Source organism: Peptoniphilus olsenii (assembly GCF_040545475.1).
Lineage (GTDB): Bacteria > Bacillota > Clostridia > Tissierellales > Peptoniphilaceae > Peptoniphilus_A > Peptoniphilus_A olsenii.
In genome coordinates this window covers 154160-175618 of sequence record NZ_JBEPMA010000002.1, presented here as the reverse complement: position 1 = coordinate 175618, position 21459 = coordinate 154160, and the positions used below count along the sequence as shown (strand labels likewise).

Genomic DNA, 21459 nt, shown 5'->3' with positions numbered 1-21459 from the left:
GGTTTACGCTGTTTACAAGTTAGATAACTCAGTTAAAAAATTAAATAAAATTACTATTAGAAATAGTTTCTTTCATTCTAGAGGACTAACCATGCCCAAGAGCAGGAGTCCTCCTTTTTTTGTCTGAAAACATAAAGACAAAAAAAGAATGGAGGAAATATAAATGACAAAAGAATATTACCTTTATGTCGGTGGACAAAAAATCAAAGTAAGTGAGCAGATATACAAAGTCTATTGGCAAGAAAGAGAACACGAAAAATATTTAGAGCAGGTGGACAAGAAAAACCACTTGCTATTTTTTTCGTCCCTAAATCACGATGGGAATTTTGAAGATAATCTAGAAGATAAAAATGTTGATGTTGAAAAAGTTGTAGCTACACAAATGATGATTGAAGCACTAAGAAATGCAATGTCAAAGTTAAATAAGGATGAACGGGAAATCATAGAAAGATTATATTTCAATGATGAAACACTTCGTGCAGTAGCAAAGACTAAAAATATCTCACATCCAACTTTAATTAAAAGACGAGATAAAATTTTAGAAAAACTAAAGAAATTTATAGAAGAACTATAAATTATGGTTACCAAAGAGGGCAAATTTTCCTTTATAAAGTGAAGGGGAATTTTGTCCTCTTTTATATAAAAAAGAAATTAATAGAAATTTGAACCTTGACAACTGAATAGACCAAGACAGGACATTAACCATTTGTGGAGCTTTATAATTTCTTCGCCATAACTTTTCTGCTGATAAGGATTTCGGTTTAAATAAATACTCTAGTTAAAAGAAGGATAAAAGAAAACGAGCGACAAAAAGAAATTATATATTCAGCCTAGGAAACTGATGCATTGAAGCAAATGGGGATAATGATACTTCTACAGTTGTTGCCGGCTCATCTTGAAAAGGGGCGGTGGTGAAATTCCAATGTCGTGACCTACACGCCTGTTAATGTCAAAAAACTAAAAAATTTAAATATAAGGAGAAGATATTATGTGTGATGAACATAATATAAATACAGAAATGAAAACAGATAAAAAAGATAAACAGATGATAAATCAAATTGATGGTTGGAACATAGAAGTTAAATTTAATGAAAATGGATTTAGCTTAGAAAATTTAGTAGAGGAATACATCAAAGAAAAATTTTCTGTCTATTAGGGGCTGACAAAAAATATAAGGAGCGTTATAATATTTTTGTGGAAGCCTAACCTTGGTTTGATTTATTGTATGTAAATTGAACTAAAGGAGGCTTTTTTATGTTTAAAAACAATTTAGCAAAAGAAAATTTGGCAGTTATGTATTTAAGATTATCAAAAGAAGATGGCGAAAAAACAGAAAGTAACTCTATATCCAATCAAAGAGAAATTATAGACTCTTATGCAAGAAAAAATCAAATTACAATTGTCAAAGAGTATGTGGATGATGGGTATTCAGGTGCAAATTTTGATCGTCCCAATTTTAAAGAAATGATAAAGGCTGCCTATGATAGAAAGTTCAATACAATTATTGTAAAGGACTTATCAAGATTCGGAAGAGATTATATAGAAGCTGGAAAATATATTCAAAGAATATTTCCGGAAAATGGTATAAGATTTATATCAGTAAATGACAATTACGATAGTAAAAGTGCAGATATAAACGATACACATCTTATACTTCCTATAAAAAATTTCATTAATGACAGTTATTGCCGAGATATTTCCAATAAGGTAAAAAGCTCTCAGAAGATAAAAAGAGAAAAAGGAGACTTTATCAGTGCTTTTGCACCTTATGGTTATAAAAAGTCTGAGGAGAATAAGAACAAGTTAGTGATTGATAAAGAGATATCGGATATTGTCAAAAATATATTTGATATGAAACTCTTGGGATATTCCTCAAAGGCAATTGCAGATGAACTAAATCATTTAGGAGTTTTAACTCCAAGAAAATATAAAGAAAGTCAAGGATTTAAGTGTAATGGATTTCAAAATACAAAAGGTGGAAATTGGTCAGCAAAGACAGTAAATAGAATTATAGAAAATGAAGTATATATTGGAAATACCTTACAAGGAAAGAGTGTTACTTTAAGTTACAAAAATAAAAAGCAGATAGAAAAAGAGAAAGAAGAATGGATAAGAGTAGAAAATACCCATGAATCAATTATAAGTAAAGAAGTTTTTACTATTGCAAATACTATGTTAAAAAGAGATTTGAATAACTCTCGTGGAAAGGACAAAATTGATATTTTTACAGGAATGCTTTTTTGTAAAGAATGTGGAAGTTCTTTGATTAGAAGGACTGTAAAGTATAAAAAAAGAGAAGAGATATTCTATATCTGTTCAAAGTACAACAAGGAAAAATCTTGCACAAGACACAGCATAAAAGAAGAAACCTTGATAAAAGCAGTATCTAAAGTAATGAAGTCCTACATTGAATTTAATGAAAACCTATATTCTAAAGTTCAGCGTATAGATATAAATAAAAATTTGAAAGACAATCAAATTCCTATACTAAAACGAGAAAAAGCAATGACAGAAGAACTCTTATCTTCCCTATACCTTGACCTAAAAGAAGATGTTATTAGTAAAGAAGAATATCAACTTTTTAGAAAAAACTATACAGAGAAACTGACTAAATTAGATGAAAGTATCGAGTATAGATTGAAAAAACAGGAATATACTAAGGAGAAGATTGACAAAAATAAGAGTTGGATTATAGACATTAACAAGTATAAAAATTTATCTGAAATAGATAGATTGTCTGTTGTGATGCTTATTGATAAAATTTTTATTTCTGAAGATAAGACGATAGATGTTAGGTTTAATCATACCGAAGAATTGTCTTTACTTGAAGAAATGACAAAAACGGATAAGCCTGATATTAAATCTAACACCATAAAAAAGAAAAGTATCGATAAAAGCAGGAAGTCAAAAACTATACCCACTGTTATGAATAAAAGTCTTGTAAGCGCTGAAAGTGAGGTATGCTATGGCTAGAACAAAAAATAGGCATATATCACAATCAGAAACAGAAGTTGTAAAAGTGATTGAAAAAATATACATTGCCGGTATTTATGTTAGATTATCACAGGAAAGAAAGGAAGCTTACAGGGATAAAAGTAATTCACTTGAAATGCAGGAAGAACTTTGCATAAAAGCTGCAAACGAAAAAGATATAAAGATTTTAAGAGTGTACAAGGACTATGAGTATTCTGGAACAAATTTTAAAAGACCTGCATTTATTGAAATGATGGAAGATATTCGAACAGGCAGGATAAATTGTATCATAGTAAAAGATATGTCAAGGTTTGGTAGAGAGTATTTAGAAATCGCAAACTATATCGAAAAAGTATTTCCATTTTTGGGAGTTCGATTTATTTCCGTAAATGATAATCTGGATACTAAAGACGGTATAAAATCAGATCAGAGTTATGAAATAGCAATAAAAAATATCTTCAATGATTTATACGCAAAAGATATTTCAAAGAAAATAAAAGCCTCTAAAGAAATAAAAATGAAACAAGGGTCTTTTATAGGAGCGATGGCTCCGTATGGCTATAAGGTTGATAAAATTGATGGAAAAAGAGTTCTGGTGATGGACGAAAAGGCAGCAGATGTAGTAAGACTTATCTTTTATATGGCAAGTCAAGGTAAATCCAATATGCAAATAGCAAGAGAATTGACTAAAACATATACGACACCTGATGAATATAAAAGAACAGGTAAAATTTTTAAGGATAAAGAAGATACAAAACAATGGGATATTTCTTATATATCAAAAATGCTTTCTGATGAAGTATATATTGGGAATTTGATTCAAAGAGTATACTCAAATAGACATGATCCAAGTAGGAAAAGTAAGTTTCGTGATAAAGAAGAGTGGATTATAACAGAGAACACCCACAAAGGGTTAATAGACAAAACTACATTTGAAAATATCAGAGAGATAAAGGAGAAAAAACAAAACTATCTACCTTACCATTCACTGAAAAACATAATAAAAGACGGAAAAGAAAATGTTGGAGTAAAAATTCAAAGAGATCATAAAAAAGAAGGAAAGTATGACGACCTAATACAGTGCAGTGTTTGTGGTAGAAATTTGAAAAAACAATATGGACCACGAGGACTGAAATATCATGATGAGATTTGCTATTGTTATTATTGTAAAGGTGGAGACAGATTAAAATTAGAAAAATCTCATGTCAGAATATATGAGACAGACCTCGACAAAATTTTAGTAGATACCTTAAAAAGACTGGTTTCAAGCTTTTATAAAAAGGATAAAAGATTACGACTAAAAATATATTTAGAAAATATAAGTGCTGAAAAGATAAATCAAGTTTCTCTAAAAACAGATGTAAATAATAAAAAGATTGCTTCTCTTAGGATCAATTTACAAGAACAATATGAAAACTATGTTAAAGGAGAGGTTCTTTTAAGTGATTTTAAAATAGAAAGTAAAAAAATAAATAATCAAATAAAAACCTTAAAAAATGAATTAAAAGTTTTTGATGAAAGAATAAGAAATATAAAAAAGAAAAAAAGAGAAATTATAGAATTTATAGATGTACTATTTTGCTGCTTGGATGCTAAAAGCATAGAAGTTGATAAAGAATTGGTCGATACATTAATTAGCCATATAGAAATATCAGAGTATAAGCAGGTTACCATATATTTTAAGTTTAAACTTGATAAAGATGTGGGAAAGCAGTTGGAGGTAGAGCATGAATAAGATAGCTATATATTTAAGACTTTCTGAAGAAGATTATCACAAAGTAGATGAAAGTGAAAGTATAGCAAATCAAAGAGATTATATAAAAAGCTACATTCAAAATGAATCATCTTTAAAAAGTTGTGAAATAGAAGAATATGTAGATGATGGATATTCTGCCACTAATACAAATAGACCTTCATTTTTAAGGCTTATTGAGGATATAAAGAGTGGTAAAGTAGGAACTATAATTGTAAAAGATATGTCTAGGTTTTCAAGAGATTATATTTTGCTTGGGGATTACTTAAGCAATATATTACCATTTCTAAAAATACGATTTATTGCTATTAATGACAACTATGATTCTTTAAAAGAACAAGGTAATGGCTTAGATACAGATACACAGTTTAAGACATTGTATTATGATTTATTCAGTAAGGAATTATCTGAAAAGGTAAGAAGTTCTATTAGGCAAATTAAATCGCAGGGGAAAAATATAAATTGGGCAGCACCTTTTGGATATATTAAAGATCCTAAAGATAAACATAGTATCATCATTGATGAAAAAACAGCTTTTATAGTTAAAGAAGCTTTTGATTTATTGCTAAAAGGATATTCGTGTATTCAAGTAGCTAATATATTTAATGAAAAAGGTTATATTACACGCTCTGAACGAAAAGAAGAACTGAAACTTTCTGATTATACTGGAAATTTAATTACTGGAAGTGAGGTAAAGAAAAGAGTTTGGACAAACGCAGCTATCTCACAGATTACAAGGAACGAACTATATACAGGAGATTATGTATATAATAAATTCAAAGAAACAAAAATAGGTGGAAGAAAAAGAATTTTACTTCCTGAAGAGGAGTGGAAAATACTTCCAAATACCCATGAAGCGATTATTTCAAGAGAAGTATTTGATGAGGTAAAGAAAATAAAAGAAAAAAGAAGTTTTGGAGGATATACAGGAAATAAAAATTGTTCTATTTTTTCTGATAAGATTTTTTGTAAAGAATGTGGTAGACATATGAGTTTTCGCAGTGATATTAGACAAAAGAAAAATTCAGATAAAATATACAAGTATAAAAGTTATTATTGTAATTTATGTAAAGCTGAGAAAACACCAAACAATATCAAAGAGAAAGATATTATTGAACTTATAAAACCCAAATTAAAAGATTTTAAGATTCAAAACACATTAAATGAAGAGAAAGTCATAGAACACAAGAATGTGAAAGAAGAGATTCTAAAGGAAATATCCATATTAAACAGTAATTTACAAATCATCTATGAAAACTATAAAAGGAAAAATATTTCAAAAGAGGAGTATTTAAATGAAAAAACTCTAATCCAAGATAAAAAGGTATTGCTAGAAAATAGACTTGATGAGTTTCAATCATATATAGTCAATTCAGAGAAAGCAACGGATATTACAGTCTTAGACGAAGAAAATTTATTGAAGGCTTATGTAGACAATAAAATTGATAAAATAATTGTATCAAGAAGTGGAGAAATACAAATTATGGAGAAGTATTAGTTTGTATAGTTGAAGTTGTAACAAAATATAAACGAAAATTTCTATATCATAAAATGACTACTATGTCAATAGTGGAGATACTATTTATTTGCTAAATGTGGTATAATACAAATATGAGCGAGGAGAAATTTATTAAAATTTAGAATAGCGGTGGTGAAAATTTATGGTGAAGAAAAAATTTTATGCAGTAAAGGTAGGTAAGACACCAGGGATATATGGCACTTGGAGTGAAACGGAGGAACAGGTTAAAGGATTTCCGGGAGCTGTGTATAAATCTTTTTCTACTGAGGAAGATGCAATAAGATATATATCTTGTGAAGATATAAAAGAAATTAAAAGTGTATCTGATGAAACGTCTGCAATAAATAAAAAAATAGAACAGGAAATAAAGAACTTAGGAGATAGAGAAGTAATTGCTTTTGTAGATGGCGGCCATTCTTTAGATGCAGATGGAAAAGAAAAATACAGTTTTGGTGTCCTTCTTTTAACCAATGAATCAGAAGACAGTCTATATAAGGCTTTTATAGATAAAACTTATATGGATTCAAGAAATATTGCAGGTGAAATTGAAGGTGTTAAACAAGCTATTTTATGGGCTATTGAAAGCAATATACAAAGAATAAAAATTTTTTATGATTATGAAGGCATTGAAAAGTGGGCAACAAAAGAATGGAAATCTAAAGTCAAGATTTCACAGGAATATAGTAAATTCTTTGATGAGAAGTCAAAGTTGATAAATATAGAATTTGAGCATGTAAAAGCTCATAGCGGAATTGTGTATAATGAAAAAGCGGATGAATTAGCAAAAAAAGCTCTCTTGTCGCAAGGGTATAAAACATATAATGATGGATCTATCTATTTTATAGGTTTTCAAAAGCAAGATTGGCTTAATATGGTAGAATCACTCAATAATGAAATCAATGAAGAAGATATTAAAGATAAAATTAAGGTAGAAGAATCTAGTCCAAAAGATTACTTAGATAAATTGTTACTTGTGTTTGACGGTCAACGAGTGATTATTAACTGCTACAAAGGTAATAAATCTTACGTTCAAGGGAAACAGAGTTTGCTGTTTCAGAAAATTATTTCATTGGCGATTGAAAACTTACCAACAGATAGTGCTGTTATAGAAGTCCTAAATACGTATCATGCTTTAACAGTAGAGAAGCCGGAGGTTGAAAATGCTTTTTCTACGTTATTGCCTAATTTTCCAATTGATGATAAAGATACAAAACTTAGAAATACTTTATTATCCGCAGTATTTAATACACTAATAACAGGCTATATGCCGGATTATACTTGTCTGGTTACACCCCTTTTTAGAGCAATGGAATTTTATTTGCATAGAATTTTAAGTGATAGGTTAGGACAGGATACAACCACACTAAAAGGAAAGAATAATTTTGGATATTTCAAACTTAATGAATTAACAAATAGGTACGAATATAATTCTTCAAAAGGGAATCTTAATAATAATCAGATAGATTATTTAAATGATTTGTATAATAGGTATAAAAAGATGAGACATCCATATTCTCATTGGTCAGAGAATTCAATGGATACTCAAGTTATAACAGATATAAAAACAGCTCATGAATTAATTTTGGAAGGCTTGCAATTTATAAATAAATATTATATAATATTTTAGTTGCTTTTTTGTATAAATGATTTGAGAGGAAGGAGGAGATATTGTAATGAAACCATATTTGATAAATAGTTTAAAAAAGGATGGATTTGATGCTATAATAACATTGTTGGATTACCAAACTCAAATATCAAGATGTTTAAAATCCATTAGAATGTCTCCGAACGAAACAAGAAAACTTTTGATAGATACTATATTATGTTCAGGAATGAATGAGTATCGTTTTATTGAAACTACTTTAAATGAAGATGGAACAATTAATTTAAATCATTATGACTATGTTAATGTGGACAATGATGTACTAGAAAAAGCAAATGAGATTCTAAAATATCAACCCGCTTTTTTAAGAAATTCTGTATTGCCGGAATCACAAATAAAAAAAATAGCACAGAGTTAAATACACTGTATACAATATGATGCATCAAAGCACTTAAAGAAATTTAAGTGCTTTTTTAATATCAATTACTTGACATTGTAGGGTAAATCTACTCTATTGAGAATTTTAGCCGGTTTAGAGATGACTTATAGTGGTGAGGTTTTAGTAAATGGCGAAAAGCCAAGTGCTAATACTAAATCTTTTGTTTCATATCAACCTGATAGATTTAGTTTAGATGAAAGACTTTCTGTAAAAGAAACTATGGAAACTTATGCTAATTTTTTTGAAGATTTTAATGAAACAAAATTTAAATCATTATTAGCTGATTTTAAATTACCTTTTGATTCTAAAATTAAAGAAATGAGTAGGGGTATGAAAGAAAAAGTTCAAATTGCTCTTTCTCTTTCTAGAGATGCAGAGTTATATCTGCTTGACGAACCAATATCTGGTGTTGATCCAGCATCTAGAAAAATAATTATAGATGCAATATTAAAAAATTTTGAAGAAGATTCTTTATTAATTGTTTCTACACATTTGATTAATGCAATTGAACCATTGCTTGATAGAGTTTTATTTTTATCAGATGGAAAGATATTTTTAAATGAGACAGTAGATTATATAAGAGATGAAAAGAAAATGAGCTTAGAAGATTATTTTACGGAGGTATTTTAATGGGAAAATTATTATCTTACCAATTAAAAAGTCACTTCAAACAAAATTGGTTCTTGGTGGCTATGCCTATATTACTTGTATTGGCTAATATATTTACAGAAACTATTTTAAGTTATTCAAAAGCAGAGATAGCTGCAGGTTTTATCATGATAGGTATAATAATAGTTTATGCTGCTGCAGCAATAACTGTAATTGTAAGTGACTATAATAGATTTTATGGCAAAGAAGCTCTTTTTTATAATAGTTTGCCTGTTAGTGCTGGTGGAGTTACTGCGGCTAGGTTTTTTAACTATTTAATACTGTGGATTATTCATTCATTGATTTTATTTGCAAATATTGTATTTTTTGTAATGATTAATTTATACTTGGGAAAAGGTAATGTTGGAGCAGAAATTAATTTATTATTTAAAGAGATAGTTAAATATTTATCTAATTATACACCTTCTCAAATCATGGGGGCTATTATACTTCTCGTATTGTTTTTCACATATTCTATAGGAAAAGTTATGTTTGCTATTTCTATTAGCGGTGAAAAGAGATTTAATAGACTAGATTTTGGTGGTGCGGTGCTGGCTTATATAATAATCACTGCAATAACAAATTCTATAGCTTTGCCGATTATAGATAGAATTTCTACAAATTACTTTGATATTGAGGTTTTAAATGCGACTATATTAAATATGCCAATGGTTATAATATATTCCATAATTTCAATTATATTTATACTTGGAACATACTATGAGCATAAAAGTAGAATTTCAGTTAGTTAAATCTAATTATTAAATTTATTTTAATGGATGCATAGTTACATTAAATTATATTAAAACAGAATATATTATATATAATTTAATATCACGATTAATACGAATATATTTAAGCATTAAAAAAGACGAGGATTTTCATGTCCTCGTCTTTTTTGAAAATTAAAACTAAAAAAATTAATTTTTATAAAATTATTCTTCTTCTTCAGTTTCTTCTTCTTCAGTTTCAGAAACTGTAGGAACATCAGCTGCATCAGCAGTTTCTTCTGTTTCTTCTTCAATTTCTTCTTCTTCAGTTGGAGCAACAAGTGAAGCTACAACTTCATCATCTGCAAGTTCGATATTGATATTTTCATCGCCAAAAATATCTAAGTCTTTAACTTCCATAACATCACCAATTTGCATATCAATTACATTGACAACTGCTTCAGATGGTAGATATTTTGGAAGACAAGTAACTTCAATTTCGTTGATAACTTGAATAAGTGAAGATGGTTGAACACGAACTTCGTCTCTTCCTTCAAGTACAACTGGTACTGCAACTGTGATTTCTTCGTTCATGTCAATTTCAAATAAATCGAAGTGAACCATAGCATTTTTGATTGGGTGCATTTGAACTTCTTTGAAAAGTACAGATGTAGCCTTGCCATCAACTTCAATTTCAAAAATATTTGAGAAACCTTCTTCAGAGAAAGCTTTTAGAAGATCTTTTTCAAGACCTTTGATAAGAACAGCATCATTACCTTTAGAGTATATAACTCCTGGGATATTGCCTTCTGCTCTCAATTTGTCAACTTTATTTTTACCTTTTGAATCTCTTTTTTGTAGAACTAATTTCATATAAACCTCCAAAATTTATTTAATTATACCTGAACCGAGACATATTTCTCCATCATAAAAAACACAAACTTGTCCGGGGGTAACCCCTTTTAGGGGATTTTTTAACTTAACTATATATCGGCCCTCTTCATAAACAAGAACAGCCTCTTCATCCTTTGCTCTGTATCTTATTTTAACAGAAGTATTAAGTGGAAGTGAAGGTTTTTCTGTAATCCAGAAAATATCTTCTACTTCAAATTCTTCCTTATATAGAAGTGGATTTTTAACACCTTGAGCTACTATAAGGCGATTATTGTCCAAATCTTTATCAGCAACAAAGAAAGGCTCGCCATTACCTACACCACCAATTCCCATACCACGTCTTTGGCCAATTGTGTAGTGCATAAGGCCTGAGTGTTCACCTAGAACATTTCCATTTACATCGACAATCTCGCCTGGTTTAGTGAATAGAAATTGATCAAGAAAAGCATTAAAATCTCTTTCGCCTATGAAACAAATTCCAGTAGAGTCTTTCTTTTGTGCAGTAGATAGCCCATATTTTTTAGCTATTTCTCGCACTTCACTTTTTTGCAAATTCCCAACAGGGAATAGCGTCTTTGCAAGAGCTTCTGATTTAACTCTCGATAGAAAATAAGACTGGTCTTTATTTTCATCTAAACCTCTCATCAAGTAAGTTTTGCCGTCTATTTCTTTTGTTCTAGCATAATGTCCCATCGCAATATAATCTGCATCAAAGTCCATAGCATAATTTAAAAAAGCTTTGAATTTAATTTCTGTATTGCACATGACATCGGGATTTGGAGTTCTGCCTTTTTTATACTCGTTTAAAAAGTAGGAAAAAACCTCGTCTCTATATTCTTTTTCAAAATTGACAGTAAAATATTTAATATCTAATTGTGAACATACAGACGCCACATCAATATAGTCTTCTCGAGCAGTACACATGCCGTCATCTTCAGCCCAGTTACGCATAAATACAGCCGTAACATCATATCCTTTTTCTTTAAGTAAAATAGCAGCTACAGATGAATCGACGCCACCGCTCATGCCGAGAATTACTTTTTTTCCTTTTTGCATTATAACCTCCAATCCAATGAATTAACAATACCATATTATACAATAGTTAGAAGAAAAAATCTAGACTTTTTGAATAAAATGAGCATTTTTCGCAATTTTAAAACTTATTTCGATTATATTTTATCAAATAAGAGCTAAAAAAGCTAAATTAAAAATTTTTAAAAATTTTACAAAGAACATTGTAAAATATAATTGACAAACTTTATGATATAGAGTACAATATTAGATTTTATTTGACATTTGTGTATAAAAGTATTATAATGTATTTATATTTTACTATGTTCTTAGAAGGAAGGAAATTTCATCATGAATCAAATGAAAATAATAAGAAGAGAATTGGAAGACCATATTGGCAAGAGAGTAATTGTTAAAGCTAATAAAGGTAGGAAAAAGATAGTCACTAGACGTGGAGTTTTAAGAGCAACATACCCAAGTTTATTTGTGGTAGATGTATATAATGGCGACGAAATAGTGACTGCATCTTATACTTATTCCGATGTATTGACTTCAACTGTAAGGGTCACAGTTCTCGAAGAAGATGTGAGTTTTAAGGATGTAAAGGACGCAAAAATGATTTCTTAAAAGAAGGCTTAAATGCCTTTTTTTCTTTGTGCAGTTATTTGACTGCACTTTTTTTATTAGTAATATTCTATCGATACAACATTTTGTATATTTTCTATGATATGATTAGAATATAATATTAAAGAATGAGGATTTATCATGAATACATTTATTGAAATTCTAAAAAGCATTACATATTTAACTGATTTGACAACTATTTGGTATCTATTTATGCAGTTTATAATAATTTATATTTCTTATAGGCAAAGCAAAAAAGGTAGAGCCGTTCTTGGCTTTTTCTTACTACTAATTTTATTGGTATTTAACTATATTTATTTATCAGCATTTTATAAATTAAATTTTTAAAAACATAAAAAAGCAGGTCTTTATAAAGACCTGTTTTTAATTTACATAAATTGTGAGATAAATATTATAGCTATTGCAATTGGGGTTATATATTTCACACTTATTCTCATCCAATTTTTAACAAATTCACTTTCTATATTACTTGCTTTTATTACATTTTCAATTTTCCAAATATATCCAGCAAATATTGCAATTGCAAAGCAAGAAATTACTAGGATGTAATTAGATTCTATAGTATCTAATAAAGTAAATATCCTATCATTATATATTGAAAAATAAGCAATAATTAAAACAGGGATTGCACATATTAAAATTGCTGGTATTCTTTTTAAATTATATTTTTCAGTTACAAGACCAATTATCGCTTCGAAAACTCCAACTGAAGATGTGAATGCAGCAATATAAAATCCTAAGTAAAATAAAATCGATAAAAATCTTCCACCAACTACTAAATTGAAAGCGTTGGGAAGTGTAATAAAACTAAGATTTACACCCTGAGCCACTTCTAAGTTAGTTGCAAACACAAAAGGTAGTATCATTAAACCTGCAAAAACACCTGCAAAGATAAGTGATACACATATCATTGAAGATGATTTGAAGATATTTTCTTTTGGAACTTTTATATATGAGCCAAACACCATAGAGCCTAGCATACCTAGACCTAATGCAAAAAATGCCTGACCTAAACAGGTAATGAGTGAATTTAGTGTAAACTTTTTAATATCAGGTAAAAATAAAAATTTTACACCTTCCATTGCTCCGTCAAGTCTAAGTAATGAAATTATAATTATTATCATAATTGCAAATAAAGCCGGTAGCAAGATTTTAGATATACGTTCCACTCCTTTTTGCACCCCAAAAATTAAAACACTAATATTTAAGACTAAATTAACTGCAAAAAATAAAAAAACTTGTGTCTTATTAGCATTGTAATTGTTAAAATAGTTTACAATTCCCTCGGGATTTAAACCCATAAATTCACCAGTAAAACTAGACACTAAATATTTAAATATCCAGGAATATATTGGCGCAGTATATCCTAAAATAAGAAATGCTGCAATCAGATGTATATATCCAGCTAAATAAAATTTTGATTTCGGTGCAAGACTTTTGTAAGCATCAATAGCGGTTTTTTGAGTGCAAAAACCAATTGTGACTTCACTTGTCATAAGTGGGATTCCAATAATTAGTATAATTGCTATATACATTAAAATAAAAATTGCTCCACCGTTTTCATATGCGACATAAGGAAATCTCCACAGGGAACCAATACCCAGTGCTAGTCCTATTGCTACAAGTATAAAGCCCCAGATGGAACTGAAGCCTTCTTTATTATTCAAATTATCACCCTCTAAAAAAACTTTCTATAATTATATAACAAAATTCAAAAATATGGAAAAATTTTTTATTAAAATTTGCATAGATGAAAAATTATCTGAGATGAATTATAATATTTGCAAGAGGTGTGAGATGATATATATAAAAGCTCCAGCTAAAATTAATTTGTCCCTAGATGTAATTTCTAAGAGAGATGATGGTTATCATAATATAAAAACTTTGATGATGATGACAAGTTTAGGGGATGATATGAGATTTTCTTTGGCAGATAAAGTTGATATTAAACCACAATTTGATTTTCCATTAGAAGAAAACTTGATTTTTAAAGCTTATTTAAAATTAAAGGAATATGTCAATAAAGACTTACCCTTCGAAGTTGTCATAGATAAAAAAATCCCCATTGCTGCAGGTCTTGCAGGTGGCACTTCCAATGGTGCTGCTGTATTTTACGGGTTAAATGACTTATATGATTTAAAACTAGATAAAAAAATTCTTACAAACCTTGCAAAATCTTTGGGTGCAGATTTTACTTATATGATGACAGGTGGGGTTTGCATTGCTAGTGGTGTAGGTGACCAGCTTGAGATGCTTGATGATATAAAACTTCAAAATGTTTTATTGGTCAATCCTGGTATTCAAATATCTACACCTTATGTATATAACAATATTAAAATTAAAGATGATAGAATAAATTTTACAGAGGTTTATAAAGGACTTAAAGATATTGATATTGAAAGATTAAATAGATATATGGGTAACAGTATGGAAGAAGTTGTTTTTAAAGATTATTCTCTAATAAAAAATATCAAAGATAAAATGAGAAGTTTCGATGCTGCCTCACTAATGAGTGGCAGTGGTTCAACTGTTTTTGGTATTTTTCAAAATGATAAAGACTTAAAACTTGCTTTTGATATTTTTAAGGAGCAATACAATTTATGCTATAAAGTAGAAGCAGGGGGAGAGCATGGCAGTTTTTGACACAGGACCAGGTATTGTGTCTTTGTATGAAAATAGACGTGATTTATTAAATTATTATATTGATGATAAATATGAATACTATGGTTTATATAGAAGAACAGAAGTAAATAATAGAATAGAATTTATCAGAAAGTTTTTTGAAAAAGATAAGCAAATTATTGTAATGGATTTTGATGCAATCGACTATTTTAAAGATAAAGATGAAGCAGAATATGGTGAAATATACCTTAAAAAAAATCTTGTAAAAGGGCCAATTTTTTGTATTTCTTCTCCACTTACGAAAAAAGAAAAGACACTTCAGATATTTAGTGACGCTAAAGTCGATTATTTTGAGGCTTCACTTTTAATAAATGCTTGCAATGATCAGGTGGCAATTGACATTTTAAAATTCATCTGCGATGAATATTTTAAATCAATAGATTTTACAAAATATGAGATGATATTTTTAGCATCTAGTGCTTTGCACCTTAGAAAAGATTTTTTTGTCAAATATTTTGATAAAAAAATACTAACTAATGTAGATGCTATCATTAAAGATTATGAATATAAAAAAGAGAATTTAATTAGAGATTATTTTCATGTATCTGATTCAAAAAGGAGATTCTATTCAAGAGCTGAGAAATATTTGAGAGAGAAGAATATTTTAAAAGACAGAGAAATATTAAATGTATCTAAAATAAATTTTGACAATAAAAAAAGCCCCTAAGGGCAAAATATGTAGCCATGCACCCCACGTCGAAAAATAATTCCATACGTTACCCGTGCAGTTAACTCAGATTAGGCTGTTCTACGGCACACAGGAAATCTTACTTAGTGCTGCTTCGATCAAGACCTGACACGGTTCGCAAGCACCTGTTGCGTAGGACCCAATCCTCAACGCCACTTACACGGGGCAGACTATAAAATTAAAATCCTCGGCGGGGAATTCGGTCCTGCTGTAGCGAATTGCAGGTACAAGACATCGCTAATTTCCCACCTAGCATGGCAATGGCGGAGAGAGGGGGATTCGAACCCCCGATACATTTACATGTATACTCGCTTTCCAGGCGGGCTCCTTCAACCTCTCGGACATCTCTCCACAGCCTAGAAAGATATTTTACACGAAATTTACTTCAAAGTCAAGAATGATAAAGGTGATATTATGAATACAAAACAAAGAGTGTTAAAAGCATTGGAAGAAAATAGAGCACAGTACGTTTCTGGGCAAGATTTAGCTGATAAATTAAATATAACTAGAACTTCTGTGTGGAAAGCAATAAATTCGTTAAAAGAGGAAGGATTTGAAATAGAATCGCTGACTAAAAAAGGATATAAACTTGTCCAAGATGACGATAATTTATCAGTGGCAGGGATTAAAAAAGGTTTAATTAGAGAGTTAAAAGATATCGATATCAAAATATTTAATACTATTGATTCTACAAATACAGAAGCCAAGAGAATGCTTTATTCAGAAAAGATAAAAGACTTTACAGTCCTTGTATCTGATGAACAAACAGGCGGGCGTGGTAGACAGGGTAAAAATTTTATGTCGCCAAAAGGCACGGGAGTATATTTTTCTATTATAATTCATCCTAAGGAAAATTTTGATATTTCCTACTTTGATTTGATAACAGTAAGAGCAGCTGTATCTGTATCTCAAGGAATAGAAGAAAGTACTGGAAAGTTTAGCGAAATAAAATGGGTAAATGATATTTTTGTTGATGGTAAAAAAGTCTGTGGAATACTTTCTGAGCTTGATGCTGATTTTGAAACTCATACCGTAAAATCAGTTATAATAGGCATAGGAATAAATGTAAATGAACCTAAAGAAGGCTTTGGAGAAGATTTAAAAGATATAGCTGGATCAGTTGGCACAGATATAATTAGAAATGAAATTTTATCTACAATTTTAAATAGATTTTATCATAATTATTTTTATGAAGATGAAGATAAGATTTTAAAATATTACAAAGAACATTCACTAGTGCTTGGTAAAAATTTAACTTTTGAAAAAAATGGAAAAAAATATGAAGGCATAGGTGTAGATATAAACGAAAAAGGCAATTTAGTTGTAGATACTAAAAAGGGACGTATGACTTTATCAAGTGGAGAGGTTTCTGTAAAGGGAGATTTCACAAGATAAGAGAGCGATTAAACTTTTAAATGATTTTAAATTATAGTATAATAAATTGAAAAGACAAGTTGGAGAAGGTCATAAAATGCAGAGTCCTCTTATTGAAGAAGTAGAAAAAATTAAAAATCAGATATCTTTCGCAATGCCTGGTCACAAGGGTAAACAATTCTTTGATATTGATTTAAAAAATGATGTCACTGAGTTTTTAGGTACTGATAATTTATTAAATCCACATGGAGCCATAGCAAAACTTGAGTCGTATATTTCAAAAATTTATGGTTCTAAAGAATCTTTTATTATTACTAATGGTTCGACTGGTGCAATTCATATAGCATTATCAATGCTTACTGAAGATGGAGATAATATATTAATACAGAGAAATTCTCACAAAAGTATTTATAATTTTCTTATAATTAATAATTTAAAACCGACTTATCTCGAAAATGTATATGATAAAGAAAGAGCTCTATTCTTTGGGATAAATACCGAAGAGTTACTTAATAAAATAAAAAACAATAATATAAAAGTATGCGTGTTAACAAGTCCTAATTATTATGGTGGAATACTTAATTTAAAAGAATTAATAAAAATTTTGCATGATAATGATGTGTATGTAATAGTTGATGAAGCACATGGTGCACATTTGTATTTTTCAGATTACAGAGAGTTTTTGGCAATAGAAGCAGGAGCTGATTTTGTAATTAATTCAACACATAAGACTATTCCATCTTTGACGCAGTCAGCTATTTTGCATTTGAATACAGAAGAGTTTACAAAAAAAGATGTTTTAAAATATATAAATTTATTTCATACAACATCTCCTTCGTATTTGATGATGCTATCAATTGAAGCTGGAATTAATTATATGTTAAAAAATGGCAAAATAGAAATTGCTAGAAGAATTGATAATATAAATTGCATTAAAAAAGAACTGGGATACTCTATAAATCTAAATCATGAAACAATTGCAGCCACTGACCCTTTAAAATTTTTATTTAGAGTTAAGGGTATAAGCGGAGATAATCTTTTGCAAAAATTCTCATTAGAGAAAAATATTCGTTTAGAGATGGCAGATTTGTATTATGCATTGGCGATTATTTCACCTTTGAACACTAAAGAGGAAATAAATCTTTTAAAAGATGCTATAGTTTCACTTGAGAATGAAGATTATAAAGATATTTTGAAAATTGATTTAAAAATACCAAAAATGGCTCTGATGCCGAAGACTTCTTTTTACAGCAAAGGTGAAATTATAGACATAAGAGAAGCTTGTGGACGCATTTCTAAAAATATAATAGCCGCTTATCCACCAGGAGTTCCTTTAATATCTTTTGGTGAGATTTTTACAGAAGATATAATACAAAATATTTTAAAATATATAGAAGCTGGAATTGAAATCATAGGAATAGAAAATAATAAAATTGAGGTAGTAAAATGAGTCTTTTTATAACTTTTGAAGGACCGGATGGGTCAGGTAAATCTACAATGGCAAATTTAGTTTATGAAGAACTTTTGAGACGAAAAAAGCCTGTAATTAAAACTAGAGAGCCCGGGGGTACCAGAATAGGGGAAAAAATAAGAGGGGTCATACTAGATAATGATTTGACAGAAATGAATATGAGGACAGAAGCCCTACTTTATGCGGCTTCACGAGCTCAGCATGTTGAAGAAAAAATAATACCAAATATTGAAAAAGGAATCAATGTTTTATGTGAGAGATTTGTTTTATCTTCGCTTGCTTATCAAGGCTCTGGTAGAGGTCAAAAACTTGATGATATATTATCGATAAATAATTTTGCTACAATGGGCTGTGAGCCTGATATAGTATTTATATTTAAAACTGATAAAAAGACCTTAAATAGAAAAAATGAAGAGACTTATGACAGACTAGAGATGGAATCTGATGATTTTCACAAAAAAGTTACTGATTTTTATAATAAATTAGAAAAAAAAGATAATTATTATTTTATTGATGCCACTCAAACTATTGAAGAGGTATTTCATGATTGTATGAAAATTTTGGAGACCAAGGGAGGACTAATTTGAAACTTATAATAGCCATAGTTCAAGATATTGACAGTGATAATTTAATAGAAAAGTTAAATGAAGGCGGCTTTAAAGTCACAAAAATTTCATCAACGGGTGGTTTTCTTAAAGCTGGAAATGTCACTTTGCTTTCAGGTATAGATGAAGAAAGTTATGATGAATATATGAAGATTTTGGAGAAAAATTCAAAACAGCGTGAAGTTAAAAGAACAATTCAACCAGTAAATATCCCTGGACAAGCTCTTATATCAGTTCCAATAGATGTAAAAGTTGGCGGGGCAAGTATTTTTGTGATGGATGTTGTAGATTTTAAAAGATACTAGGTGATAAATATGAAAATGATAATTGCAATTGTGCAAGACAAGTACACAGATGATTTGATTGATAGATTTTTAGATGAAGATATTTATGTTACGCGTTTGTCTTCAACTGGAGGTTTTTTTAAATCAGGTAACTCTACTCTTTTATTAGGTTGCAAGGAAGAAGAGTTAGAAAGGATTGACAATATATTTAAAGAACTTACACAAGAAGAGGAAGTTCATTCAGATAAGGGAGATTTCAAAATAGCTGGTGCCACTATATTTATTGTGGATTTAGAAGAAGCTAAGAGAATCTGATGTTTTTAGAAAATGTTGAAATTTCAAATAAATTAGATAAGGATTTTTCTCAAAGTTCTTTGAGTCATGCGTACTTATTTTATGGTCCTAAGGGTATAGGAAAATTTTCTCATGCTAAAAATTTTGCCAGAGCAATTTTAACAGAAAATCCTGAACAAATTAGATATTTTAGTGGTATAGATAACTATAATTCGCCTGATTTAGATATAATTGAAAGTGATAATACTATTAAAAAAGCTGAAATAGAAGAATTAATAGAGAAATCTTTCTCCAAGCCTTTTAATGGAAAGTACAAAGTTGTCATAATAAATGATTTTGATAAAGTAACTGTTGAAGGACAAAATGCTCTTTTAAAAACATTAGAAGAACCTATGGACTATTTAATTTTAATTTTAATAACAAGTAATTTTGAAAAAATTTTGCCCACTATTATTTCAAGGTGCAGGATTTTGAAGTTTAGTGAAGTTGATGAAGCGAGAATCGAAAAATTGCTTTTGTCAAAATCAGTATCTGAAAAAAACGCAAAATTATTTTCTAGATTAGCCCATGGTAGTGTATGCCTTGCTATTAAATACACAGAAAATCCTGAGTTATTGCAATTAAGAGAAGATTTAATAGAAATTTTAGATTCTTTAATAAGAAAAAGTGGATATTTATTTACAAAACTTGATTTTTTTAAAGATAATAAAGATAAGATTATTGATATTTTTAATTTTTTCTTGATATGGTATAGAGATTTGTTTTTTGTCAAAAGCGGTGTTAAAGATTTGGTAATTAATCTCGATAAAATAGAATTACTAGAGCTGCAAGATGTATCATTTGAAGAGGCTATTGCTGGATATGATTCTATACTTCGTGCAATTGAAAGATTAGATAAAAATATTAATTTTGATTTAAATATAGAAAAGCTACTCATAGAATTAGGAGGAGTTAGATGATTGACGTCGCAGGCGTGAGATTTAAAAGAACAGGCAAGATTTATTTTTTTGATCCTAAAGATTTAAGTCTCAAGATAAATGACGATGTAATAGTTGAAACTGTTAGAGGTTTAGAATATGGAAAAGTAATGTTACTCAAAGATATAGACGAAGAGGATATTAAGGGAGAGTTAAAACCTGTAATTAGAGTTGCAACTTTTGAAGATAAAAATATAAATATTGAAAATAGAAATAGTGCAAGAGAGGCAATTATTATATGTGAACAAAAAGTAGAAGAATTTGATCTCGATATGAAACTTATATCTTGTGAATATACATTTGACAGATCCAAATTGTTGTTTTACTTTACAGCCGATGGTCGTGTTGATTTTAGAGAATTGGTTCGTGAATTAGCTTCAATTTTTAGAACGAGAATTGAACTTAGACAAATTGGCGTCAGAGACGAGGCTAAATTTATAGGTGGACTTGCAAGTTGTGGAAGATGTACATGCTGTTCTACTTTCTTGTCTGAATTTTCGCCTGTATCTATAAAAATGGCTAAAGATCAGAATATGAGTCTAAATCCTACAAAGATTTCTGGGCTTTGTGGTAGATTAATGTGTTGCCTAAAGTATGAACAAGAAGGATATGAATGTATAAACAAAAAAATTCCAAGAGTTGGAGAAATTGTAATAACTGGAAAAGGAAAAGGCACAGTTGTTGCAACTTATACAATACAGGAACTTGTTAAAGTACTTTTTGAATACGAAGATCAGAATGAAATAGAATATTATGATTTATCGGATATAAAGAGAACGCGAGAATTTAATAAACATTTTATACAACAATCGGATTATCTAAATGTTGAAGAATACAATGAAGTTGATTTAGTTGAATTAGAGAGGGATTAGGGATAAGTTAGCACTTA

Annotated in this window: 21 protein-coding genes, 1 tRNA gene, 1 other RNA gene and 1 pseudogene; 19 read left to right on the top strand and 5 right to left on the bottom strand. The window is 29.3% G+C overall.

Features of this window, described 5'->3' with window-relative positions:
* The first annotated feature begins 163 nt into the window (after positions 1-163).
* From ABID14_RS02965 to ABID14_RS02925, 9 genes and pseudogenes are all read left to right on the top strand, one after another.
* On the top strand, positions 164-574 hold the full coding sequence (locus ABID14_RS02965) for an RNA polymerase sigma factor (RefSeq protein WP_005956601.1): 411 nt from the start codon (positions 164-166) through the stop codon (positions 572-574).
* Positions 575-988: 414 nt separating this feature from the next.
* Positions 989-1156, top strand: a complete 168-nt coding sequence (locus ABID14_RS02960) for a hypothetical protein (protein WP_000332792.1) — start codon at positions 989-991, stop codon at positions 1154-1156.
* A gap of 98 nt (positions 1157-1254) precedes the next feature.
* On the top strand, positions 1255-2973 hold the full coding sequence (locus ABID14_RS02955; RefSeq protein WP_354367041.1) for a recombinase family protein: 1719 nt from the start codon (positions 1255-1257) through the stop codon (positions 2971-2973).
* Entirely contained in the window at positions 2966-4708 is a 1743-nt protein-coding gene (locus tag ABID14_RS02950; RefSeq protein ID WP_354367039.1) for a recombinase family protein, read from the top strand. Before ABID14_RS02955 ends, ABID14_RS02950 begins: the two co-directional genes overlap by 8 nt.
* Positions 4701-6224, top strand: a complete 1524-nt coding sequence (locus tag ABID14_RS02945; protein WP_354367037.1) for a recombinase family protein — start codon at positions 4701-4703, stop codon at positions 6222-6224. The genes ABID14_RS02950 and ABID14_RS02945 overlap by 8 nt, the downstream gene beginning before the upstream one ends.
* Before the next feature lie 163 nt (positions 6225-6387).
* Positions 6388-7872 carry a ribonuclease H1 domain-containing protein gene (locus tag ABID14_RS02940; RefSeq protein WP_354367035.1) on the top strand — a complete coding sequence of 495 codons (1485 nt, stop codon included), beginning with the start codon at positions 6388-6390 and terminating at the stop codon, positions 7870-7872.
* 46 nt (positions 7873-7918) lie between these two features.
* Positions 7919-8266, top strand: coding sequence for a type II toxin-antitoxin system RnlB family antitoxin (locus tag ABID14_RS02935; protein ID WP_050198459.1), 348 nt, complete (start codon positions 7919-7921; stop codon positions 8264-8266).
* Between the two features lie 93 nt (positions 8267-8359).
* Positions 8360-8917 (top strand): annotated as a pseudogene (locus tag ABID14_RS02930) (ATP-binding cassette domain-containing protein); the annotation flags it as partial.
* Positions 8917-9687, top strand: coding sequence for a hypothetical protein (locus ABID14_RS02925; protein ID WP_354367033.1), 771 nt, complete (start codon positions 8917-8919; stop codon positions 9685-9687). The pseudogene ABID14_RS02930 and the gene ABID14_RS02925, both read left to right, overlap by 1 nt.
* A 183-nt stretch (positions 9688-9870) precedes the next feature.
* Here ABID14_RS02925 and ABID14_RS02920 read toward each other — a convergent pair whose 3' ends face one another.
* Together ABID14_RS02920 and mnmA are read right to left on the bottom strand one after the other, a co-directional pair.
* Positions 9871-10518, bottom strand: a complete 648-nt coding sequence (locus tag ABID14_RS02920) for a 50S ribosomal protein L25 (protein WP_354367031.1) — start codon at positions 10516-10518, stop codon at positions 9871-9873.
* A gap of 15 nt (positions 10519-10533) precedes the next feature.
* Positions 10534-11595 carry a tRNA 2-thiouridine(34) synthase MnmA gene (mnmA, locus tag ABID14_RS02915; protein ID WP_354367029.1) on the bottom strand — a complete coding sequence of 354 codons (1062 nt, stop codon included), beginning with the start codon at positions 11593-11595 and terminating at the stop codon, positions 10534-10536.
* Positions 11596-11901: 306 nt separating this feature from the next.
* On the opposite strand from mnmA, the gene ABID14_RS02910 reads away from it, so the two are divergent.
* Positions 11902-12177 carry a Veg family protein gene (locus ABID14_RS02910; protein ID WP_354367027.1) on the top strand — a complete coding sequence of 92 codons (276 nt, stop codon included), beginning with the start codon at positions 11902-11904 and terminating at the stop codon, positions 12175-12177.
* A 386-nt stretch (positions 12178-12563) separates the two neighbouring features.
* Here the strand turns inward: ABID14_RS02910 and ABID14_RS02905 are convergent, their stop codons facing one another.
* Positions 12564-13862, bottom strand: a complete 1299-nt coding sequence (locus ABID14_RS02905) for a sodium-dependent transporter (RefSeq protein WP_354367025.1) — start codon at positions 13860-13862, stop codon at positions 12564-12566.
* Between the two features lie 52 nt (positions 13863-13914).
* On the opposite strand from ABID14_RS02905, the gene ispE reads away from it, so the two are divergent.
* Entirely contained in the window at positions 13915-14838 is a 924-nt protein-coding gene (ispE, locus tag ABID14_RS02900) for a 4-(cytidine 5'-diphospho)-2-C-methyl-D-erythritol kinase (RefSeq protein ID WP_354367023.1), read from the top strand.
* Positions 14825-15544, top strand: a complete 720-nt coding sequence (locus tag ABID14_RS02895; protein ID WP_354367021.1) for a hypothetical protein — start codon at positions 14825-14827, stop codon at positions 15542-15544. Before ispE ends, ABID14_RS02895 begins: the two co-directional genes overlap by 14 nt.
* A 15-nt stretch (positions 15545-15559) precedes the next feature.
* Here ABID14_RS02895 and ffs read toward each other — a convergent pair.
* Positions 15560-15823: signal recognition particle sRNA large type (gene ffs, locus ABID14_RS02890), an RNA gene on the bottom strand.
* Between the two features lie 3 nt (positions 15824-15826).
* A tRNA-Ser gene (locus ABID14_RS02885) sits at positions 15827-15916 on the bottom strand.
* A 63-nt stretch (positions 15917-15979) separates the two neighbouring features.
* Here ABID14_RS02885 and ABID14_RS02880 point away from each other — a divergent pair.
* Genes ABID14_RS02880 through ABID14_RS02850 form a run of 7 tightly spaced genes read left to right on the top strand, consistent with a single transcriptional unit; the run spans position 15980 to position 21442 of the window.
* Entirely contained in the window at positions 15980-16960 is a 981-nt protein-coding gene (locus tag ABID14_RS02880; protein WP_354367019.1) for a biotin--[acetyl-CoA-carboxylase] ligase, read from the top strand.
* A 46-nt stretch (positions 16961-17006) separates the two neighbouring features.
* Positions 17007-18389 carry an aminotransferase class I/II-fold pyridoxal phosphate-dependent enzyme gene (locus ABID14_RS02875; RefSeq protein WP_354367017.1) on the top strand — a complete coding sequence of 461 codons (1383 nt, stop codon included), beginning with the start codon at positions 17007-17009 and terminating at the stop codon, positions 18387-18389.
* On the top strand, positions 18386-18997 hold the full coding sequence (gene tmk, locus ABID14_RS02870; RefSeq protein WP_354367015.1) for a dTMP kinase: 612 nt from the start codon (positions 18386-18388) through the stop codon (positions 18995-18997). The genes ABID14_RS02875 and tmk overlap by 4 nt, the downstream gene beginning before the upstream one ends.
* A complete protein-coding gene (locus ABID14_RS02865) occupies positions 18994-19320 on the top strand; it encodes a cyclic-di-AMP receptor (protein WP_354367013.1) in 327 nt (108 codons plus the stop codon). Before tmk ends, ABID14_RS02865 begins: the two co-directional genes overlap by 4 nt.
* Positions 19321-19329: 9 nt before the next feature.
* The gene (locus tag ABID14_RS02860; RefSeq protein WP_354367011.1) at positions 19330-19614 is read left to right on the top strand and encodes a cyclic-di-AMP receptor; all 285 of its coding nucleotides are present in this window, start codon (positions 19330-19332) and stop codon (positions 19612-19614) included.
* Positions 19614-20552: a DNA polymerase III subunit gene (locus tag ABID14_RS02855; RefSeq protein WP_354367009.1), complete on the top strand. Its 939-nt coding sequence runs from the start codon at positions 19614-19616 to the stop codon at positions 20550-20552. Before ABID14_RS02860 ends, ABID14_RS02855 begins: the two co-directional genes overlap by 1 nt.
* Positions 20549-21442 (top strand): PSP1 domain-containing protein, encoded by an 894-nt coding sequence (locus ABID14_RS02850; RefSeq protein ID WP_354367007.1) that lies wholly within the window; start codon positions 20549-20551, stop codon positions 21440-21442. Before ABID14_RS02855 ends, ABID14_RS02850 begins: the two co-directional genes overlap by 4 nt.
* Positions 21443-21459 lie beyond the last annotated feature (17 nt).